The organism is Anoxybacillus gonensis, assembly GCF_001187595.1.
Taxonomy (GTDB): Bacteria; Bacillota; Bacilli; order Bacillales; family Anoxybacillaceae; genus Anoxybacillus; species Anoxybacillus gonensis.
In genome coordinates, this window is record NZ_CP012152.1 from 1,182,976 (window position 1) to 1,204,387 (window position 21,412).

The following is a 21,412-nucleotide window of genomic DNA, read 5'->3' on the forward strand; positions in this document are numbered from 1 at the left end:
CGTAATAAAATTAAGATAAAAAAAGAAAACTGTCAAATAAGATGCAAGTTGAGCGATAATGCTCAACTTGCATCTTAATCTGTATATAATGTTTTTCCTTGTTCGACAAACTGTTTTGCCTTCTCCTTCATTCCTTCGTGCTGTAAAGTTTTTTGCAGTTGGTGCGAAATATTCATTGAACAAAATTTTGGACCGCACATCGAACAAAAATGAGCGAGTTTTGCTCCTTCAGCCGGTAACGTCTCATCATGATACTCACGCGCACGTTCAGGGTCCAAAGACAAGTTGAATTGATCATGCCATCGGAACTCGAACCGTGCTTTTGACAAGGCGTCGTCCCTTTTTTGTGCACTAGGATGCCCTTTTGCTAAATCGGCAGCATGAGCAGCGATTTTATAAGCGATAACACCTTGACGGACATCGTCTTTATTTGGCAATCCGAGATGTTCTTTCGGAGTAACATAACAAAGCATCGCCGTTCCGTACCATCCGATGATTGCTGCACCGATGGCTGAGGTGATATGGTCATAACCTGGTGCAATGTCGGTAGTTATTGGACCTAATGTATAAAAAGGTGCCCCGTGACAAATTTCCATTTGTTTTTCGACATTTTCTTTAATTTTATGCATCGGAATATGTCCCGGACCTTCAATCATGACTTGAACATCATGCTCCCAAGCAATTTTTGTCAATTCTCCAAGTGTTTGTAGCTCGGCAAATTGAGCTTCGTCGTTTGCATCTGCAATAGAACCAGGGCGCAATCCGTCTCCAAGTGAAATAGCGATATCGTAAGTTTTTAAAATCTCGCAAATCTCCTCAAAATGAGTGTATAAAAAGTTTTCTTCGTGATGTGCTAAACACCATTGTGCCATAATCGAACCACCGCGAGAAACGATCCCTGTCGTTCGATTAATTGTTAATGGGATGTAACGAAGTAGTACGCCGGCATGAATAGTGAAGTAGTCTACACCTTGTTCTGCTTGTTCGATCAATGTTTCACGAAAAATGTCCCACGATAAATGTTCGACGACACCGCCGACTTTTTCTAATGCTTGATAAATAGGGACGGTACCGATCGGAACAGGAGAGTTGCGAATAATATATTCTCGTGTCTCGTGTATATGTTTTCCTGTTGATAAATCCATGACAGTATCAGCGCCCCAGCGAATCGCCCAAAGCATCTTTTCAACTTCTTCTTCTAAGGAAGATGTGACAGCTGAATTTCCGATATTTGCGTTAATTTTCACATGGAATTTACTTCCTATAATCATCGGTTCACTTTCAGGGTGGTTAATATTAGCTGGGATAATTGCTCTTCCTGCCGCAACTTCTTGACGAACAAATTCGGGATCCATTTGTTCACGAATTGCGACAAACTCCATTTCAGGTGTAATGATCCCCCGTTTTGCATAGTGCATTTGTGTAACCGTTCTTCCTCTTTTGGCGCGCATCGGTTTGCGTCGAAAAGGTAAGTTCGCATTAGGAAACCTTCCTTCGTACTTTTCGACATCACCGCGTTCGACTATCCATTTTTCTCTTAATATTGGCAATCCTTTATGAATATTCGGTTCAAAAAGTGGATCGGTATACGGGCCGCTTGTGTCATAGACGCGGATCGGTTCATTTTCTACTATCGCTGTTTCTGTCTTTGTTGGCGACAGTTGGATTTCTCGCATTGGAACACAAATATCTTTTTGACTTCCTTGCACATACACCTTTTTACTTGAGGGAAATAGCATGTTGGAAAATAAATCGTTCATTCTTATTCGCTCCTTTTCATTTTTTATTAGGAGCGATGCCAATGCGTAAAAAAAAATCAGGTTCTGCAAAAAGAACCTGATTTTGTCCGCAAATAGTACAAGTCAATTACACTCGCACCATCTACTTCCCTACGCTGGCATCACCCAGATCAGGTTCAAAGGGTCAAAGAACTTTTGCGCGTTCTTCTCTCAGTCCAAGCTATTGGACACCCCTAGTAGATGTAAAATTATGAACTTTAAAAATAATTTAGCATATGATAAAAATATTGTAAAGTATATATATTCGAAAATATACTTGATGGTGTCCGTATTTTAGAAGTAGCGGTAATGGAGGCATTGAAGGAGAGGAGATAAGAAAAATGGAAAACGTACTTTCCAAACGAGCCGTGTTGATGTGGAGAATGTATGAAGTCATTCGTTTATTTATTTTTCTTCTCTTATACGTGATTGTTCATTTTTTCGTTCCTATGTGGGGTGTTTTGGGGCTTGTCTGCTTATGGATTGCTGATGCGATTTTGTTTGTTTTTTTCGTTCCGCGCTGGAAATGGGAGCGGTGGCGATATATGATTCGTGATCGAGAAATTGAACTCGAGCACGGGGTATGGATTCGAAAGCGTACGCTTATTCCAATTCCTCGCATTCAACATGTTGATGTAAAGCAAGGTCCGTTAGCACGAAGGAAAAAACTTGCTTCACTTTACATTTATACAGCGGCAACTGCGCACGAAATTCCATTTCTTGATGAGCAAGAAGCAGAGAAGTTGCGTTACTACATTTCCTCTTTAGTGAAGGAAGATGAAAATGATGCATGAAAAGAAACGGTTGCATCCGATTGCGATTGTTATTTATATAGTTAAGAGGTTGAAGCAAGGACCGTTTTTGGCGCTTGCTTTGCTTCTAGCAATAAAAAAGAAAACAGGTGATCCTTTCGTTGATTTAAAGTGGCTGCCTTTGTTTTTATTTCTTTTTTACGCTATGTTCGCTGGGTATATGTCATGGAAGAGATTTACATATCGTTTGCAAGAAAATGACATGTATATTGAACAAGGGATATTTGTAAAAAAGAAACGGTATATTCCATTTGAACGTATTCAAGGTATTTCATATTCGTCAGGGGTGTTGCAGCGGCTTGTAGGTGTTGTACAAGTACATATTGAAACAGCTGGCAGGCAAATAGATGAACCAGAAGTAATACTTTCAGCGGTTTCCATAGAAGAAGCAAAGCAAATAGAGCGAGCGGTGCATCACCAAAAACGAGAAAATATATGTATAGAAACAGAAGATAAGACGGCTACCATATTTACACTTCGATTTCGTGACGCATTGTTTTTATCGACCACAAGTGGTGGTGCTTTTGGAGTCATTGCAGCGATTGGCGCATTTCTTTCCGATTTTAATGATTTCATCCCATTTGAACGGCTAAATATATTTTTTCGCGCTGACGATACAGCTTCTACACTTGTCTTGTTGTTTATCGTTCTTATGATTGCTTACGTATTGTCTGTGATCGGTCATCTTTTTCGCTATATGAATTTTACAGTTGTCAAACAAAACAAAACGATAACGATAACAACAGGATTGCTGCAAAAAAAGAGCATTTCTACATCGATTGAGCGCGTTCAAGCCATTGGAGTGAAGGAAAGTCCGATCCGGCACTTGTTTGGCTACGTTTCCGTTCACCTTATTCATGCCGGAGGGGCACTTGATGATGGAAGACATGGAAGTCTCGTGTTGTTTCCGCTTGTTCGTAAAAATGAAGTTGCTTCTCTTGTTGCGACGTGCTTTCCTGAATATCGTTTGCACGATTCGTTCCGATTGTTATGTACACGTGTCCGTTGGCGTTATATGTTGAGGTCGCTCTATACGGTTATGCTCATTCCGGTCATCACAATCGTATTTTTTCAGCGATTTGAAACGCTCCTTCTCCTTGTGCCCGCAGTATATGTCGGCTATCGAAGCTATAAACGAGCGGGAGTAACGATTAAGAGTGAGCAGCTAGCATTGAGAAGTGGATGGCTGACGATAAAAACGGTATATATGTTAAAACATCGTATTCAGTCATTAACGATCTCGCAAAGTCGTATGCAACAACGACTCGGATTATGTACAGTACGTGCGACTGTCATGCCGGGTATACGCACAAAAGTCGTTGATGTGGACGAACATGAGGCACAAGCAATATACGAATGGTTTTTGAGAAATAAGGAATAAGTTTGGCACTTCACCAAAAGTTGTAGTTATTAAATAAAGACGATTGTGATAGAAACTAAACACTTTGTTTTACTTTTTATACTACATTGCTTTATTTGCTATGTTGCTATCAAGTTTAAATTTAAAAAGTACATTTTTTGGTGATAAACCATAAGTTTGGTTCATCACCAAAAGATGTACTTGCCCCTGCCATTAAAGTATGGTAGCTGTCTCTAACCGAACCCGCAATGCAAAACGTTGGATATTTCTGTATCCGTATCCTCAACGTTTAATCAGCTTGATCTTGTTATTCGTTCCCTCCATTTTCCCATTCGAATAAGGCGATAACATGCACGATATGATTTCGTCTGTTCGTTTGACGAGTGATTTTGCGATGGCACGTACAACCGAACAAGGACAAAACGAATACCGATGGATCCAAGCCTCTAAACGTCGTTTCGTCTGTTGTTCGTTTTTGCTTTTGGACACATAGCGAAAATGTTGGAGCGATTGGTAGACAGACTTTCAGTCATCGCTTTCATTGCACCATTCCCGTACAATTTGACGTTCTGCCTCTGTCAATTTCTCTCGGCATTGACTCAATAAACGGCAAACGTAACGAACATTTCCGTGTTTCTTGCCTCCTTTGTCTACATATTTGCGACAACGCTCTAAAGCATCTGTAAACAGCTGAATGACATGGAAATAATCGGCCACATGTGTCGCCTCTGGGCAAACTCTTTGAATCGCTTTTTTCATCGCTGGAGCTAAATCGCTCACGACAACCTGAACAGAACGAGACACATGAGCCAACGCACGTCCAATGGCTTCCTCGTTCTTTCCTGCTTCAATGGCATACACTTCACCTGTTTCGGCATCCATGACCGCTACTCCGTAGTCATGCCCTTTTCGAAAAGCGAACTCATCGACACAAACCGCCTTTGGTTGGATGTCATTTGATAGGAAGGAGGGGGCATGGATATAAAACCAACGTTCCACCGTCGTGTAAGGAAGCTTGAGCATCCGAGCCACTGCCTGAACGGATGTTCCGATACAAGATTGCGCGACCCATTGCTGAAAAGCATCCGTCGCTACACTTCGAGGAGAGATGGCTGGATAAGACGTGCTGAATGTCATGCCACACGTACCACAACGTCTGCGCTCGACAGGAAGTTCAATCCAAAAAATTCCGATTCGCTGAGCATAGCCATGCATCCATTGCTTCTTTTTGCATGTCATTTTGATCGTACGCTTCAAGCCGAGCATTGTTCAGGCAGAGAAAGTTCGAAAATCCAACGTTCTTCTTCTTTTCGTACCTTTTGAATCAAAACATCTGGTAAATCGATGAGTTCTTTGATAAACGGAGAGTACATGCGAATTTTCCTCCAATGGTTTGGTTTGGTCACCTTTACCATACAGGAAAATTCGCATTTTTTGTACCCTCTATTTTCTCTATGCACACCGATCTTAAATGATCAAGTACAACTTGTGGTGAAGAGCCATAAGTTTTAAAGTTTACTTTTTTCTTCCTCATTATTATAATTATACAGTCGATGAGTAAAGGTGGAGGCTGAGTAAATGAAAATTACGTTAGCGCAATCAATTAATCTCCTTTCGTTTTTAAAAAGGCGAGTAGACGAGCTGCAAGCGGAGTTGTTGACGACTCACACGGTTACCGTTCCAAAAGGGGAGATGTATACACCGCCAGAACGGACGGTCGAGCAAGTACTTACAGAGATGGCCGAAATACAGAAAGATGTGCTTGCACTACAAGAACTGATCAACGAAACGAATATGCAACAGACTGTCGAATGGGAAGGGGAACGTATTTCTCTTATTCGCGCGATTGAAACAGCGAAAATGTTGCGGAGTCGAGTTCATTTGTATAAGCAACTAGGAGACACAAAACCACGCGAGTATTATGGTGGAAATGTGGTGATGGAAACCATTGCATTATTTAATCCGAGCGAATATAAACAAGCCGCAGAAATGTTGGCACGCCAAGTCGAAGTGCTGTCTAGTCGCATTGATAAAGTCAACTATACTGTGGAAATAGACGTTTCGCTTGCGAGCAAATATTTAGAGGCATAAGCAGCTTTAAGGGCATTTTGCAAAGTGCCCTTATGGGTGCTTAGGCACCAACGAGAGAGATGAGGAAATGATCACCATTCTTCAAAGTCCTTTTTAGTCTAAGAGCGGGTGCGAACGGAGAACGGAGAACGAGTAACGATGTAACGTTTTACGAGTAACGAACGGGTAAATAGATTTTGGTTTTCTGTTTTCTTTCGATCATTCTTCTCTCTCTCGTCATTGTATATATGCATTCGATCATTAGGAAAAAACGGCATACAATGAGTTATTTTGGTTTTCCTATAACTTCTCCTTTATTTCCTGCAACACTTCTCCAATTTTGCGACCATGTATAAGCAAATCCGCCCAATCATCTAATGGCGTCGGTTCCATGTTCACAATCACTAATTTGGCTCCGCTTCGTTTCGCGATGACAGGAAGTTCGTTAGCTGGTGACACTTGTAAAGAAGAGCCGAGCACAATCCATAAGTCTGCTCGCTCGGCTGCTGTCCATGCTTGTTCAAACGCATCATACGGTAACGATTCCCCGAATAAAACAACGGAAGGGCGCAAAAAGCCGCCTCATGTGCACGTAAACTGTTCCTCTACATACCGTTTTGCGTCGTATGTTTGCCTGCAACGCGAGCAATGCACCGTTTGCAACGTTCCGTGTAATTCAATGACATTTGTACTGCCTGCTTGTTGGTGAAAGCCGTCGACATTTTGCGTGATGATTTGATGAATAAGCCCCCGTTTTTGCCAATCGGCCAAAATCATATGCCCGACATGTGGCTTACATTTAAGCAACGTACGAATACGATATTGATAAAATGCAATAAACTCGTCTCGGTTATGTTGCATCGCATACGTACTTGCTAATTGTTGAGGATTTTTCGTGCGCCAAAGCCCTGATTTTGCCGAACGAAAATCGGGAAGCCCGCTTTCTGTAGACATTCCTGCTCCAGTAAATACGACGGTATACGAAGACTCTTTCAACCATTTTTCTAACATCCCGCATCCCTCCTTTTTATCTACCATAACTACTTCTTTATTCGCCCTTTTCTTCCTTTATTTTCACATATGTTTATAAGAAAAATAAGGACTTTTGATTCATGCCTATGAAAATAAGCGAAGTATAATAAGAAGTAAAGGCACAGCTAAGGAAACTTAGCGTCGCAAAGCTATAGGGGCTAACGGGATACCTATGCCAGCCAGCTGCCATTACCAAAAAAATATACATATGAAATGGAGGAAAGGGTAATGTTTAAAAAAGGATTACCAATTTTACTAGCATCGATGCTCGTTGCTTCTCCAGCTTTTGCAGCGAAGCATGATGGAGCAAAACATGTACAGAAAAGTCAGCTTGTCGTGAAAAAGGAAGAAGCGAAGAAAAAACAAGAGTTAGCTAAAAAGAAAAAAGAAGAGGCGAAGAAAAAACAAGAGTTAGCTAAAAAGAAAAAAGAAGAGGCGAAGAAAAAACAAGAATTAGCGAAAAAGAAAAAAGAACAACAAATGTTAAAAAACAAATTAGCAGAACTAAATAAAAAGTTAAGCAAGATTGAAGAGCGTGTAAACGAGGTGACAATAGCGCTTGAAGCGTTTAGCACACCAAAAGAACAACCAACTGAACAACCAGCTGAACAACCAACACAACCACAAAGTGAACAAACAACAGAGGAAACGACACAAGTAGTCAATGAACAAGATAGCGCTACTGTGACTACGACTGAACAATCACCTGTCGTGCAATCGGATGAAGACGACGAAGCGGAAAAACAAGAAGAGTTAGATCAATGGTTTGGGAAGCTTATTGCTGCTTCTAATCAATTAAAAGCAGTAAAAAATGAAATTCGTGCGTTAGAAAAGAAAGTATCTAAGAATGATGTCAACGTACAAGCGTTGAAAGAAAAAGTAAAGGCGTTAGAAGAAAACGTACAACAAAATAAAAAGAAGTTGCTTGAACTGTTATAAGAGTGCCTGTTGGCGCTCTTTTTTTGCATATTTTCGCGTGAAACACAAATGATAATAATCGTTCGAAAGGAGGGAAGCGAATGAACATCACACGTGCGCAACAAATTGCTCAGTCACCCGATATGAAAAATGTAACGTATAACGGAAAAGCCGTGTATATTGAACATGTCGATGTACAAACGGAAATGGCAACGATTCATTTTTTAAACAACCCAGAAAAACAACAGCGCGTTCCGATTTCACAGCTAGAGGAGCATTAAGTGATGGGGATGTGACAAAGCAACTTGTTTGTCACATCCTTTTTTGTTGGAGTAAATCAATCAGTAAGTGTACAAGTTTGTTGTTTTTCATTGTCGGCGAATAAAGATAAGAAAATGTTCGATAAAAAGGAGAATGTTTAACGTAAACAATCGATAAGTTTTTATGATTCAACTCCTGTTCAATGACATGACGTGAAAGGAGGGCTAAACCGTTTCCGTGCATTAACGTTTCTTTTATTCCTTGATTGCTGCTAATAATTATCAGTGATTTTACTTTTAGCCCATTTGAACGAATAAAATGGTTAAAATATTCACGTGTGCCAGACCCTAATTCGCGTGTAATCCATAGTTGGTTTTGTAAATCGTTTATCGATACTTCCTGTTTGTGAGCGAGAGGATGATCGTTAGACGCAACGATGACTAGCTCATCTTGCATAAATGGGTACACCACAAGCTCTTTTTCATTTGTTTGACCTTCAATTAAACCGATATGTGTTTGATACGTACGAACGAGCTCTACAATTTCTTTTGTATTGCCGATGATCACTTCCAATTGTAATTCTGGATAATCGTTTTGTAAGGCGCATAAAAAGGTAGGTAGCACGTATTCCCCGATCGTAAAACTAGCCCCAATTTTTAATGTTCCTTTCACACAGTCGTGATGTTCCAAAATATCTTGTTTCGTTTGTTCGTATAACGTGATCATTTTTTTTGCTCGATCATAAAGCAATTCTCCCGTTGGCGTCATTTGTAGCTCTTTTGGTGAACGAATAAATAGTTTTGTTTGAAACTCTTTTTCTAAATTTTTAATGTGCAAGCTTACACTTGGTTGAGATAAATGAAGAATTTCTGCTGTTTTTGTGAAATTTTTCACCTCAGCTAATGTAATAAATGTTTTTAATTGTTCGTACATATCGCTCGCTCCTTAGTTATTAAAAAAATAAATAGTTCTGATAATTTATATTTATTTTACTAATTTTATTTTTTACGGTAAAGTCAAATAAAACATACTTGATTTATAGGAATAGTAGAAAAATGAGAGGTGAAACATGTTGCCATTTCAAGTGACAAACAGTCCATTTAATGAAGAACAAGTCGAGCTCCTCAATCGGCTTTGGCCAACGTTAAATTCCGCACAAAAACTTTGGCTAAGTGGGTATTTAGCTGCAACCGAGTCGGTCGGAGCGCTTCAACAAGAAGCATCTGCAACGAAGGAAGTGACCGTTCTTTACGGGTCGCAAACAGGAAACGCGCAAAAACTAGCGGAAAAAGTAGGAGAAACGCTTAAACATCGCGGGTTTCATGTCACCGTTTCCTCGATGCTTGATTTTAAGCCAAACGAGTTGAAAAAAATAAATACGTTGCTCCTTGTTGTTAGCACATACGGAGAAGGGGAACCACCAGATAACGCCTTGTCATTTTACGAATTTCTTCGTAGCAAGCGCGCACCAAAACTCGATCATCTTCGTTTCTCTGTATTGGCGCTTGGCGATACGTCGTATGAACATTTTTGTAAAACGGGAAAAGATTTTGATAAACGGCTAGAAGAGCTAGGCGGAAAGCGGTTATACGAACGCGTCGATTGTGACGTCGATTATGAAGAAAAAGCAGCGAAATGGCTAGAGGGAGTGCTTGGTGAGTTAGATAAGCAAGGAGCCATTTCCGTAGCAACAACTTCATCTGCACAAGCGAAGCCAACGACCATTTATTCACGAAAACATCCGTTTCAAGCGGAAGTATTAGAAAATATCAATTTAAATGGACGCGGCTCAAACAAAGAAACACGCCATATCGAATTATCGCTAGAAGGTTCTGGGCTTGTGTTTGAACCAGGCGATGCGCTCGGCGTTTTTCCAAAAAACGATCCAGAGTTAGTTGATTGGATGATAGCAGAAATGAAATGGAGTTCAGAAACATTAGTTTCTGTAGAAGAAAATGACGAACCATTACGAGAAGCGTTGCTATCCCGTTTAGAAATTACCGTACTGACAGAGCCGTTGTTACAAAAATTAGCTGAATTTTCGAAAAATCGCGAGTTTCATGCGCTTCTTTCTGAGGAACAAGAAGCGAAGCGAAAAGACTATATGAAAGGGCGCGATGTATTGGATGTCCTTCGCGATTTCGGCCCGTGGGAGATGACACCACAGCAATTTGTCTCTTCATTACGAAAGTTGCAACCGCGCTTTTATTCAATTGCAAGTAGCTTACTAGCTTATCCGGATGAAGTGCATATGACTGTTGGAGCGGTTCGTTACGAAGCACATGGGCGTTTGCGAAAAGGAGTTTGCTCAACGTTTTGTGCTGAACGTCTACACATTGGCGATAAACTTCCTGTGTTCGTTCATCAAAATCCGAATTTTAAACTCCCGAAAGATACACATACGCCAATTATTATGATTGGACCAGGTACGGGAGTGGCGCCGTTCCGCGCTTTTATGCAAGAGCGTGAGGCGATTGGCGCGAAAGGGAAATCATGGTTGTTTTTTGGTGACCAACATTTCGTGACCGATTTTCTTTATCAAACGGAATGGCAAACGTGGCTAAAAAACGGTGTGTTGACGAAGATGGATGTTGCCTTTTCACGCGATACGAAAGAAAAAGTATACGTGCAACACCGAATGATGGAACAAAGCAAAGAACTGTTCCGATGGTTAGAAGAAGGAGCGGCCGTTTATGTTTGTGGCGACAAACAACGCATGGCAAGGGACGTTCATGAGACGCTTATCCAGATTATTGCGAAAGAAGGACAGATGACGAGTGAACGAGCGGAAGCGTATGTGGCGGACATGCAAAAACAAAAGCGTTACCAACGTGACGTATATTAGGGGGGATGAGTGTGGAAAAGTTTGTATTAACACCGCCGGATGGACCACCAAGCGACGTTGAGCGCATTAAACGAGAAAGCAACTATTTGCGCGGAACGTTGAAAGAAACGATGGAAGATCGCATCACTGCCGGCATTCCAGAAGATGATAACCGATTGATGAAATTTCATGGTAGCTATTTGCAAGATGATCGTGATTTGCGAGCCGAGCGGCAAAAACAAAAATTAGAGCCAGCGTATCAATTTATGATTCGTGTTCGTACCCCAGGTGGCGTAGCAACACCAGAGCAGTGGCTTGCGATGGACGAATTGGCGAGGACGTATGCGAACGGGACGTTGAAACTTACGACACGACAAGCATTTCAGTTTCACGGCGTATTGAAATGGAACATGAAAAAAACGCTCCAAGCCATTAACGAGGCACTGCTTACGACGTTAGCGGCATGCGGTGACGTCAACCGAAACGTCATGTGCAATCCGAATCCTTACCAATCGGAAGTGCATGCAGAAGTGTATGAATGGGCGAAAAGATTAAGCGATTATTTATTACCACAAACAAGGGCGTATTACGAAATTTGGTTAGATGAAGAAAAAGTAGCTGGAACACCGGAGGTAGAACAAGAACCAATTTATGGGCCGCTTTACTTGCCACGAAAATTTAAAATTGGTATCGCTGTTCCACCGTCAAACGATGTCGACGTGTTTTCACAAGACCTTGGATTGATTGCGATTGTTGAACACGGAAAGCTGACGGGATTTAATGTAGCGATCGGTGGCGGCATGGGAATGACGCACGGCGATCGCACGACATATCCGCAGCTCGCAAAAGTGATCGGTTTTTGTAAACCAGAACAAGTGATTGATGTGGCAGAAAAAGTCGTTACCATTCAGCGTGATTACGGCAATCGCTCCGTACGTAAACATGCTCGTTTTAAATATACGATTGATCGGCTTGGTTTGGATGCAGTAAAAGCAGAACTAGAACGTCGGCTTGGATGGAATTTAGAAGAAGCGCGCCCTTACTATTTCGAGCATAATGGCGACCGCTACGGTTGGGTTGAAGGTGTGAACGGAACGTGGCATTTTACGTTATTTGTCGAGGGCGGACGGGTGAAAGATACAGATGATTATCCACTGATGACAGGCTTGCGGGAAATTGCAAAAGTGCATACAGGTGATTTCCGTCTTACCGCTAACCAAAACTTAGTCATCGCCAATGTGCCAAGTGAGAAAAAAGAAGAAATTGATGCGCTTATTAAGCAATATAAATTAACAGATGGGAAACATTATAGTGCCCTTCGTCGTAACTCGCTAGCCTGTGTGGCTTTGCCAACGTGTGGATTAGCGATGGCAGAAGCAGAGAGATATTTGCCGACACTCATTGATAAAATTGAGGAAATTGTTGAGGAAAACGGACTTCGTGACGAGGAAATAACGATTCGCATGACCGGCTGTCCGAATGGCTGTGCCCGTCATGTCCTTGGGGAAATTGCATTTATCGGTAAATCTGTCGGCAAATATAATATGTATCTTGGGGCTGCATTTGACGGCAGCCGTCTCGGTAAATTGTATCGGGAAAATATCGGAGAAAAAGAAATTTTATCTGAACTTCGTACGCTCCTTTCTCGGTACGCGAAAGAGCGATTTGATGGTGAACACTTTGGTGATTTTGTTATTCGCGCAGGTATTGTAAAAGAAGTGACAGATGGAACAAACTTTCATGACTAAACAAATCGGCTTCCCGGTTGGGAGCCGATTTGTTTGTAAAAAAGGATGATTTGAAACGATCGAGAATATAATAAAGGGGCAAATTTTATTTATAGAAAGGAGTCATTTACATGATCGTTACAACAACAAACAGCATCGAAGGAAAACAAATTGAACAATATCTCGGGTTAGTGTCTGGTGAAGTTATTTTAGGAGCGAATGTCGTTCGCGATTTTTTGGCGAGCATTACCGATATCATCGGTGGCCGAAGCGGAACATACGAAAGCAAGTTAGCTGAAGGGCGAGACATGGCTGTAGAAGAAATGGTAAAAAAAGCGCGCAATATGGGAGCAAACGCGGTCATTGGCGTCGATTTGGATTTTGAAACATTGCGCGACGGAATGATGATGTGCATCGCGACAGGTACAGCGGTGAAGTTGAAGGAATAGGGAAGGAGGAGAAGAAGCTGAATCGGCTTCTTCTTTTTACTTTACACGAACGATATTCAAACTTTTGTCGAAAAACTGACATGTAATGTTCAATCATGATGAACTAAGGAATGGCACATATTTTTTACAATAAAGATTGTGATTTATGTAACAGAACAAAAAACTGGTTTTTATTAGAATGACAAAAAGGAGAGTGAGCGAAATGAGGTGGATCGCTTCACGATTTAATGCGATCTCACATACCGATTCAGGTGAAGTAATTATTTACAATAGTTATACAGGTGCTGTTATATCGGTTGATGAAAGAGAAAAGATGGAAGTATTGCGTGTACTGCGAACAGGAACAGACAATGAGCAGTCTGATGTTTGTCAAACGCTCATACAATGTGGATTTCTAGTTCCAGAGCAAACAGACGAAAAGCGACGAGCACAATTGTTACATGCTTCGATGCACCGAACCGATGTGATGCATCTTATTATTTTACCAACGGAGGCCTGTAATTTTCGTTGTACATATTGTTATCAAGATTTCTCTCGTGGACAGATGAAGCGAGAAATAGTAGAAGGGCTAAAACGTTTTTTAGAGCAAAAGATGGCTCGATTGCAACATTTAACAGTTAGCTGGTTTGGTGGGGAGCCATTATTAGCGCTTAGTATAATTCAAGAGATAAGCGAATGGATTATTGCTTTAGCTGAACGATATGGAGTGACGTATGAAGCGGACATATCGACAAACGGTTATTATTTATCAAAAGAAACGTTACAACAACTGTTACGTTATCACGTGCGTCGTTTTATGATTACAATTGATGGAATGAAAAGTGTCCACGACTCTCGTCGCTTTCTAGCAAATGGGCAAGGTACATATGATACAATTATGCAACATTTACGTGATATCCGTACATTAGACGAATCATTCGATATTTACCTCCGCCTAAACTTTGATAAGACAAACATTGCTCATGTTCCATCATTTTTAACGGATTTAGCACACGAGTTTGCAGGGGATGCACGCTTTCAACTATTTTGCCGTCCAGTTGGAAAATGGGGTGGAACGAACGATGATCACTTGCCGATTTGCGACGATCGTACGGCTGAACGAAAAATATGGGAATTGACTGAACAAGGAGTAAACCAAGGGCTTTCGATGAGTAAAGTGATTGAGTCGATGCTTATGCCTGGAGGGGCGGTTTGTTATGCAGCGAAGCCTCATTCACTTGTGATAGGAACAGATGGACAACTGTATAAATGTACTTGTTTTTTAAATGAGTCATATAATCATGTTGGTCAACTTCACGAAGATGGAACGATACAAATCGACTATGACCGCTTTGCATTATGGGTAACATCAGGCGAGGAACAAGATGAAGCGTGTCAATCTTGTTTTTTTCGACCAGCTTGTCAAGGAAATCATTGTCCACAATATCGTATAAGAAAAGGAAAGCGACCATGCCCATATGAAAAAAGAAAAATAAAACAAGTGTTGCAACTGATTTATCGTCAAGAAAAGGAGGTGATCGAATGAAAATCGTACGACCAGCCATTTCTCCAATGATCGCTTCTACGACAGGGCGATTGTCTAAATCTGTACCTGGTAACTTGAAATAGGAATCAAGGTTTCCTTGGTTCCTTTTTGCATATTGACTGACGTATAAAAATGGGATATGATGTAATTAGAAATTTATCTAAATATCTATTTTTTAATTTTATATTTAGGAATTTGTCTAAATATCTAAAAGAAAGCGGGTGAAAAAGATGTCGTTTAACGAGGCATTTAAAGCGATTGCTGATCCAAACCGCCGAAAAATTCTTTCTTTATTAAAAAAAGGAGATTTAACAGCAGGGGAAATTGCTGAACATTTTGATATGCAAAAGCCGAGTGTGTCTCATCATTTAAAAATATTAAAACAAGCCGATTTAGTGGAAGATCGGCGTGTTGGACAACATATTTATTACTCACTAAACACAACGGTGTTCCAAGATTTAATGAGCTGGTTTTATGACATATTACAAAAAGAAGGTGATGAATCATGAAAAAGCACTTATTTATTATCATTCTCATTGCAAGTAGCTATGTATTGAGTTTATTAGCCATCCCTTTTTTGCCGGATGAGGTGGCGATTCATTGGAATGTGGCTGGGGAAGCTGACGGCTTTACGAACAAATGGTGGGGCGCATTACTTTTTCCGATCTTTTTAACAGGAATTGTCTCCCTTATTCTTTTCTTGCCGAAGGTGGATCCACGCAAAGAAAACTACGAGAAATTTGAAAAAGTATATCGCATTTTTTTACATGTATTTGTTTTATTTTTATTTAGCATACATGTGGTGACGCTTGCGTATAATATCGGAATTCCTGTGCAAGTCGATGTCGTTGTGCCGATTGGAGTTGGAGTGTTGTTCATTGCCCTTGGAAATTATATGCCGAAAATTAAACCGAATTATTTTTTCGGTATTCGTACCCCTTGGACGCTAGAAAATGAAGAAGTTTGGCAAAAAACGCATCGTGTCGGAGGAAAAGTGTTTGTTATGATGGGTGTATTCATTATGCTTACGGTATTTGCAACAAGTGTATGGCGCTTTATTTTTCTGATGATCATTGTATTTGGTGGCACGATGTATTTGTTTATCCAGTCGTATTTATTTTCGCGTAAATGAAAGGAGAGATCGGCTTGGTTGGGATGTTTGTTCAATTGTTTCTTTCTTTGATTGTTCCTTTCGCACTTATCATATATGGGCGAAAAAAAGGATGGCTCTCATGGAAAGCGTTCGGTGTCGGCTTGCTTGTTTTTGTTTTATTTTCACAAGTGTTAGAGAAAGTTATGCATATGCTTGTAATAGATCCGAGTGGCACATCGTTAAAAGGAATAAGTAGCGTTTGGGCGTTTGTCGCTTACGGCGCTTTAGCAGCTGGAGTGTTCGAAGAGATAGGAAGATATGTCGGGTTTCGCTTCATGTTAAAAAACAATCGGGCATACGGGGATGGATTATCATTCGGTTTAGGACATGGAGGAATGGAAGCTGTGCTTATTGGTGCTTTTAGCGCCGTGAATATGATGGTCATTTCTCATCTCGTGCAAACAGGTCAGTTTGAGCAAATTGCTTCCTCTCTCCCTGCTACACAAGCGGAGATGCTCAAAACCATGTTAAATCAGCCTGATTGGATGTATGTATTAGGTGGTATCGAGCGAACATTTGCGATAGCGATCCATGTTGCGCTTTCTCTTCTTGTTTTATATGGGGTTCGGAAAGGACAATTTCGTTACGTGGTGTATGCCATTTTGATTCATGCGTTAATTGATGTGGTCCCTGCGCTATATCAAGTGAAAGTCATTTCAAATGTTTGGATTGTAGAAACGATTCTTGCTTTCATTGCAATCGCTTCGCTCGTCTTCATTCGACGTATAGCAGAAAAGTTTTAAAAACATATTGCATCGAAACGCGTTTCATACCTTATGCTCGTGTCAAAGGCATGAGGGAGGGAGAAACGATGGGAATCTTTTTTATTTTCATGTTGTGCGCTGTTGAGTTAATCGGAGCGCAGTTCGCCATAGAAGCAGCTTCAAAACGAAAGTAAAAAGGGAGGATGGACAAATGAAACGAATAAACATTGGTAACTCTGGCCTAATAGCCTCAGAAATTGTGTTAGGATGCATGCGAATTTCGGAAATGTCTGTTTCCGAGCTATCAAGGTATATAGACGAAGCGCTTGAAGCAGGAATTACGATGTTTGACCATGCAGATATTTATGGAAAAGGGCGTTGTGAAGAGCTGTTTGGCGAAGTGCTTGCTTCTCGTCCGCATTTGCGCGAACGCATTCACATTCAAAGCAAATGTTCGATTCGTGATGGCTATTATGACTTATCAAAAGAGCATATTTTAACATCCGTCGACGGCATATTGAAGCGACTTCAAACCGATTATTTAGATATGTTGCTTTTACACCGACCGGATACGCTTATGGAACTAGAAGAAGTAGCAGAGGCGTTTGATTGTCTACATGCAAGCGGAAAAGTCCGTCATTTCGGGGTGAGCAACTTCAATAGTATGCAAATCGAGCTATTGCAAGCATACGTTAAACAGCCGATCATCGCGAATCAAATGCAGTTCAGTATTATGCATGCGAATTTAGTGACAAGCGGCATTCAAGCGAATACGCTATTTGACGGAGCGCCGAACCGCGACGGACATATTTTAGAATATTGCCGTCTTAAACAGATTACGATACAGGCGTGGTCTCCGTTCCAATACGGCTTTTTTGAAGGAGTGTTCATTGACAACGAGCAATTTCCGGAAGTCAATGAAGTACTCGGACGGCTAGCTGAGGAAAAAGGAGTAAGCAAGTCAGCGATTGCTGTCGCTTGGATTTTGCGTCATCCAGCGAACATGCAAGTGATCGTTGGCACAACAAACTCTGCTCGTTTAAAAGACATTTGCCAAGCAAGCCATGTGCAACTCTCCCGACAAGAATGGTACGAAATCTACCGTGCGGCAGGTCATCGGTTGCCGTAATTGACGAAAACACTTTTTTGGCGATTGCTGAAAAAGTGTTTTTTCATTGCTTAAGCTCTGTCGTATTTTCATGATTAATCACGCAGGAAACCCCTGCTTTCAAGCATGGGGAGGAATGCGTTTTTTTTGTTTATTTTTCACTAAAGAAATATAAAATAAAATTAGTGAAAGGTGGTGAGAACATGAAATTGACTTTAACAGCAAAAATTAAAATTTTACCGACATCTGAACAAGAACAACTTCTTCAAAAAACGATGCAAGCATATCGTGATGCGTGCAATGCGGTGTCGGAAGTGATATACAAAGAAAACACCCTTGTGCAAGCCAAACTTCACAAGATGACGTACCGCAAACTTCGCTCTACATTTGGCTTAAAATCTCAAATGGCACAGTCTGTGTTAAAAACGGTGATTGCAAAATATAAAACCAACCAAACCAATGGACACAAGTGGTGTCAGATTGCGTTTAAAAAACCGCAAATAGACCTCGTTTTTAATCGAGATTACAGCCTAACCAAAGGGTTGTTTTCCATCAATACGTTAGAAGGACGAATCAAAGTTCCTTTTCAAACGAAAGGACTTGAAACGTATTTCGACGGAACATGGACGTTTGGAACAGCAAAGTTAGTGAACAAACATCAAAAGTGGTTTCTCCATATTCCTGTATCCAAAGAAATGGAAGAAGCAAACCTTCATCATATTCGCCAAGTGGTTGGCGTAGATATGGGCGTGAATTTTATTGCGACTGTTTATGATTCAAACGGACAGACGCTATTTTTCAAAGGTAGACACATCAAACACAAACGAGCAAAGTATAAACAACTCCGCAGACAACTACAAAAAAAGCAAACTCCGTCTGCACGTAGAAGATTAAAGAAAATCGGTCAACGAGAAAACCGTTGGATGCAAGATGTCAACCATTGCATCAGTAAGGCACTCGTTGAGCGTTATGGTAAGAACACGTTGTTTGTGTTAGAGGATTTAACAGGCGTTCGCCAAAGAACAGAAAAAGTGTCCGTTAACCATCGGTATGAAATGGTATCTTGGGCGTTTTATGATTTAAGACAAAAAATCGAGTACAAAGCACGCAAACACCAAGCCAAAGTGATTGCGGTAGACCCAACATACACATCCCAAACATGTCCAAAATGCGGACATACAGCAAAGGCGAATCGAAATAAGAAAACGCACACGTTCTGTTGCCAAACATGTCAATACACATCAAACGATGACCGAGTAGGTGCGATGAATCTTCAACGAAAAGGAATCGAGTACATCGTTGAAGAAACCACGAACGCATGACGTTGGTGGTTGGGTAGCTGTCAACCTGCCCTGATGCAACCCCAAGTGAAGGAAGGAGGATAACATCCGCTTGCACTTCTGGGGAGTTGCAAGCCCACGACTTTAGTCGTTGGGTAGTTGACTTCATCGTGCTAAAATAAGGGGGGGATTATTTTTATACTGGGGGACTGAACAATGACAACGACGACGAAGATCAAAACGGACATTGAAATTGCCCAAGAAACAAAATTAAAGCGCATTCAAGACATTGCAAGTGAACTGGATTTGTTAGAAGAAGAGCTTGAACCGTATGGGCATTATAAAGCGAAAATTTCTCTTCATGCACTGAAGCGGTTAGCGACGAAACAAGACGGCCATGTCATTTTAGTGACGTCGATCAATCCGACGCCGGCGGGAGAAGGAAAATCGACAGTTACTGTTGGGCTTGGTCAAGCGTTACATAAACTCGGTAAAAAAGTGATGATTGCGATGCGGGAACCTTCGCTTGGCCCGACGATGGGAATAAAAGGCGGGGCGACAGGTGGAGGGTATTCACAAGTGTTGCCGATGGAAGACATTAATTTGCACTTTACTGGCGATTTGCATGCGATTACGACCGCGAATAACGCCTTAGCTGCGCTCATTGACAACCATATTCATCAAGGAAATGAATTACGAATCGATACGCGTCGCATCGTTTGGAAGCGAGCAGTGGACTTAAATGACCGTGCGCTACGTAAAGTTGTGGTCGGATTAGGTGGACCGACGCAAGGCGTGCCACGCGAGGACGGATTCGATATTACTGTTGCCTCTGAAATTATGGCGGTGTTTTGCTTAGCAACCGATCTGCAAGATTTAAAGCGACGTTTAGCAAACATGGTGGTAGCATATAATGTGGATCGTCAACCTGTTACAGTAGCTGATCTTGGCGTCGAAGGAGCGCTCACGCTTTTACTAAAAGATGCGCTAAAGCCGAATTTAGTCCAAACGGTAGAACATGTACCTGCACTTGTGCACGGTGGCCCGTTTGCCAATATTGCTCACGGATGCAATAGCGTCATTGCCACAAAAATGGCACAAAAGCTCGGAGACTATGTTGTGACAGAGGCGGGATTTGGTGCGGATTTAGGTGCGGAGAAATTTTTACATATCAAAGCACGCATGGGAGGAATTGAACCGAAAGCTGTTGTCATCGTCGCAACGATTCGAGCGTTAAAAATGCACGGTGGGGTAGGGAAACAACAGTTAGCGAGCGAAAATGTCGAAGCATTAAAAAAAGGACTAGCCAATTTAGAGAAACATATTGAAACGATTCAAGCGTTTGGCTTGCCGTTTGTCGTTGCCATTAACCGTTTTATCACGGACACAGATAAAGAAATTCACGCATTAACGACATTTTGTGAAGAAAAAGGATATCCTGTATCGTTAACGGAAGTGTGGGAAAAAGGCGGAGATGGCGGAATTGATTTAGCTCGTAAAGTATTGGAAGCAATCGAAAATACAAAAAGCACGTACACTCCGTTATACGAATTAGACGAACCGATTACGGATAAAATTCAAAAAATCGCGCGCATTGTTTATGGCGCAAGCGACGTTTCTTTTTCTGACAAGGCGAAAAAGCAAATCGAACAATTTACATCGTTTGGGTGGGACAAGTTCCCCATTTGCATGGCAAAGACGCAATATTCGCTTTCCGACGACCCAACAAAACTTGGCCGCCCGACCGATTTCACTATTACAGTGCGCGAATTAAAACCGTCGATTGGTGCTGGCTTTCTCGTTGCCTTAACAGGAGATGTAATGACGATGCCAGGGCTGCCGAAACAACCAGCAGCGCTTCAGATGGATGTCGACGAACTTGGAAACGCGCGTGGACTTTTCTAAAAATATAAAGTAGTGCCATTAAGAATATATGTTCTTGTGTTATTATAACAAAGAGAGGGAGATGAAAAATGATTCGTCGAATTGCGACAGTAGCCGTTTATGTTGAAGATCAACAAAAAGCAAAACAGTTTTGGATAGAAAAAGTTGGTTTTGATGTTGTGGCAGAACATCCGATGGGTCCGAATGTATTTTGGCTTGAAGTCGCTCCAAAAGGGGCGCAAACCGCACTAGTCATTTATCCAAAGGCTATGATGAAAGATGCAGAAACAAAAAGAGCTTCTATTGTATTTGAATGTGACAATGTTTTTACTGCATATGAGGAAATGAAAGCAAGGGGTGTACAATTTTTGTCAGAGCCTCAACAAATGCAATGGGGATCTTTTGTACAGTTTCAAGATGAAGATGGAAATGAATTTGTTTTGAAAAGCTAAAAACTGCCTGATCGTTAGGCAGTTTTTTTGTGGAATTTTAACAAAAGGATTATAATGTAAATATTCAATTTGTTT

At 41.2% G+C, this 21,412-nt stretch carries 18 protein-coding genes, 2 pseudogenes and 2 riboswitches; of the genes and pseudogenes, 16 read left to right on the top strand and 4 right to left on the bottom strand.

Annotated features, from left to right (window positions below; translation table 11 throughout):
- Window positions 1–74 precede the first annotated feature (74 nt).
- Window positions 75–1,760, bottom strand: a complete 1,686-nt coding sequence (thiC, locus tag AFK25_RS06285) for a phosphomethylpyrimidine synthase ThiC (RefSeq protein WP_035065668.1) — start codon at window positions 1,758–1,760, stop codon at window positions 75–77.
- 109 nt (window positions 1,761–1,869) lie between these two features.
- Window positions 1,870–1,984: riboswitch (TPP riboswitch) on the bottom strand.
- Window positions 1,985–2,119: 135 nt separating this feature from the next.
- Between thiC and AFK25_RS06290 the strand changes: the two genes are divergently transcribed.
- A complete protein-coding gene (locus AFK25_RS06290; RefSeq protein WP_009360913.1) occupies window positions 2,120–2,572 on the top strand; it encodes a PH domain-containing protein in 453 nt (150 codons plus the stop codon).
- Entirely contained in the window at window positions 2,562–3,971 is a 1,410-nt protein-coding gene (locus AFK25_RS06295) for a PH domain-containing protein (RefSeq protein WP_035065666.1), read from the top strand. Before AFK25_RS06290 ends, AFK25_RS06295 begins: the two co-directional genes overlap by 11 nt.
- 192 nt (window positions 3,972–4,163) lie before the next feature.
- Here the strand turns inward: AFK25_RS06295 and AFK25_RS06300 are convergent.
- A pseudogene (locus AFK25_RS06300) lies at window positions 4,164–5,323 on the bottom strand (ISL3 family transposase).
- Window positions 5,324–5,528: 205 nt separating this feature from the next.
- On the opposite strand from AFK25_RS06300, the gene AFK25_RS06305 reads away from it, so the two are divergent.
- Complete coding sequence (locus tag AFK25_RS06305; RefSeq protein WP_035065664.1) at window positions 5,529–6,041, top strand: DIP1984 family protein; 513 nt, start codon at window positions 5,529–5,531, stop codon at window positions 6,039–6,041.
- Between the two features lie 279 nt (window positions 6,042–6,320).
- Here AFK25_RS06305 and AFK25_RS06310 read toward each other — a convergent pair.
- Window positions 6,321–7,031: pseudogene (locus tag AFK25_RS06310) on the bottom strand (NAD-dependent deacylase).
- Between the two features lie 129 nt (window positions 7,032–7,160).
- Window positions 7,161–7,243, top strand: a riboswitch (cyclic di-GMP riboswitch).
- 37 nt (window positions 7,244–7,280) lie between these two features.
- Between AFK25_RS06310 and AFK25_RS06315 the strand changes: the two are divergent.
- Together AFK25_RS06315 and AFK25_RS06320 are read left to right on the top strand one after the other, a co-directional pair.
- The gene (locus AFK25_RS06315) at window positions 7,281–7,991 is read left to right on the top strand and encodes a GumC domain-containing protein (RefSeq protein WP_035065659.1); all 711 of its coding nucleotides are present in this window, start codon (window positions 7,281–7,283) and stop codon (window positions 7,989–7,991) included.
- 80 nt (window positions 7,992–8,071) lie between these two features.
- Complete coding sequence (locus AFK25_RS06320) at window positions 8,072–8,251, top strand: small acid-soluble spore protein H (RefSeq protein ID WP_006321816.1); 180 nt, start codon at window positions 8,072–8,074, stop codon at window positions 8,249–8,251.
- Between the two features lie 31 nt (window positions 8,252–8,282).
- On the opposite strand, the gene AFK25_RS06325 is transcribed toward AFK25_RS06320, so the two are convergent.
- Window positions 8,283–9,164 carry a LysR family transcriptional regulator gene (locus AFK25_RS06325; RefSeq protein WP_009360919.1) on the bottom strand — a complete coding sequence of 294 codons (882 nt, stop codon included), beginning with the start codon at window positions 9,162–9,164 and terminating at the stop codon, window positions 8,283–8,285.
- Between the two features lie 136 nt (window positions 9,165–9,300).
- Here AFK25_RS06325 and AFK25_RS06330 point away from each other — a divergent pair, with 136 nt between their 5' ends.
- The 11 genes from AFK25_RS06330 to AFK25_RS06380 all read left to right on the top strand — a co-directional run bounded on the left by AFK25_RS06330 (window position 9,301) and on the right by AFK25_RS06380 (window position 21,337).
- Window positions 9,301–11,076, top strand: a complete 1,776-nt coding sequence (locus AFK25_RS06330; protein WP_035065657.1) for an assimilatory sulfite reductase (NADPH) flavoprotein subunit — start codon at window positions 9,301–9,303, stop codon at window positions 11,074–11,076.
- Between the two features lie 5 nt (window positions 11,077–11,081).
- The gene (gene cysI, locus AFK25_RS06335) at window positions 11,082–12,803 is read left to right on the top strand and encodes an assimilatory sulfite reductase (NADPH) hemoprotein subunit (protein ID WP_035065654.1); all 1,722 of its coding nucleotides are present in this window, start codon (window positions 11,082–11,084) and stop codon (window positions 12,801–12,803) included.
- Window positions 12,804–12,913: 110 nt separating this feature from the next.
- A complete protein-coding gene (locus AFK25_RS06340) occupies window positions 12,914–13,231 on the top strand; it encodes a YbjQ family protein (protein WP_009360922.1) in 318 nt (105 codons plus the stop codon).
- 202 nt (window positions 13,232–13,433) lie between these two features.
- On the top strand, window positions 13,434–14,756 hold the full coding sequence (locus AFK25_RS06345; protein ID WP_035065650.1) for a radical SAM/SPASM domain-containing protein: 1,323 nt from the start codon (window positions 13,434–13,436) through the stop codon (window positions 14,754–14,756).
- Window positions 14,757–14,986: 230 nt separating this feature from the next.
- A complete protein-coding gene (locus AFK25_RS06350; protein ID WP_003397448.1) occupies window positions 14,987–15,265 on the top strand; it encodes an autorepressor SdpR family transcription factor in 279 nt (92 codons plus the stop codon).
- Window positions 15,262–15,888 (top strand): SdpI family protein, encoded by a 627-nt coding sequence (locus AFK25_RS06355; RefSeq protein ID WP_035065647.1) that lies wholly within the window; start codon window positions 15,262–15,264, stop codon window positions 15,886–15,888. The genes AFK25_RS06350 and AFK25_RS06355 overlap by 4 nt, the downstream gene beginning before the upstream one ends.
- On the top strand, window positions 15,885–16,652 hold the full coding sequence (locus AFK25_RS06360; RefSeq protein WP_035065644.1) for a YhfC family intramembrane metalloprotease: 768 nt from the start codon (window positions 15,885–15,887) through the stop codon (window positions 16,650–16,652). Before AFK25_RS06355 ends, AFK25_RS06360 begins: the two co-directional genes overlap by 4 nt.
- Window positions 16,653–16,824: 172 nt before the next feature.
- Window positions 16,825–17,742: an aldo/keto reductase gene (locus AFK25_RS06365; protein ID WP_035065641.1), complete on the top strand. Its 918-nt coding sequence runs from the start codon at window positions 16,825–16,827 to the stop codon at window positions 17,740–17,742.
- A 182-nt stretch (window positions 17,743–17,924) separates the two neighbouring features.
- Window positions 17,925–19,043 carry an RNA-guided endonuclease InsQ/TnpB family protein gene (locus AFK25_RS06370; RefSeq protein WP_035065638.1) on the top strand — a complete coding sequence of 373 codons (1,119 nt, stop codon included), beginning with the start codon at window positions 17,925–17,927 and terminating at the stop codon, window positions 19,041–19,043.
- Window positions 19,044–19,217: 174 nt separating this feature from the next.
- Complete coding sequence (locus AFK25_RS06375) at window positions 19,218–20,906, top strand: formate--tetrahydrofolate ligase (protein ID WP_019417214.1); 1,689 nt, start codon at window positions 19,218–19,220, stop codon at window positions 20,904–20,906.
- Between the two features lie 68 nt (window positions 20,907–20,974).
- A complete protein-coding gene (locus AFK25_RS06380) occupies window positions 20,975–21,337 on the top strand; it encodes a VOC family protein (RefSeq protein WP_035065636.1) in 363 nt (120 codons plus the stop codon).
- The last annotated feature ends 75 nt before the right edge of the window (window positions 21,338–21,412 follow it).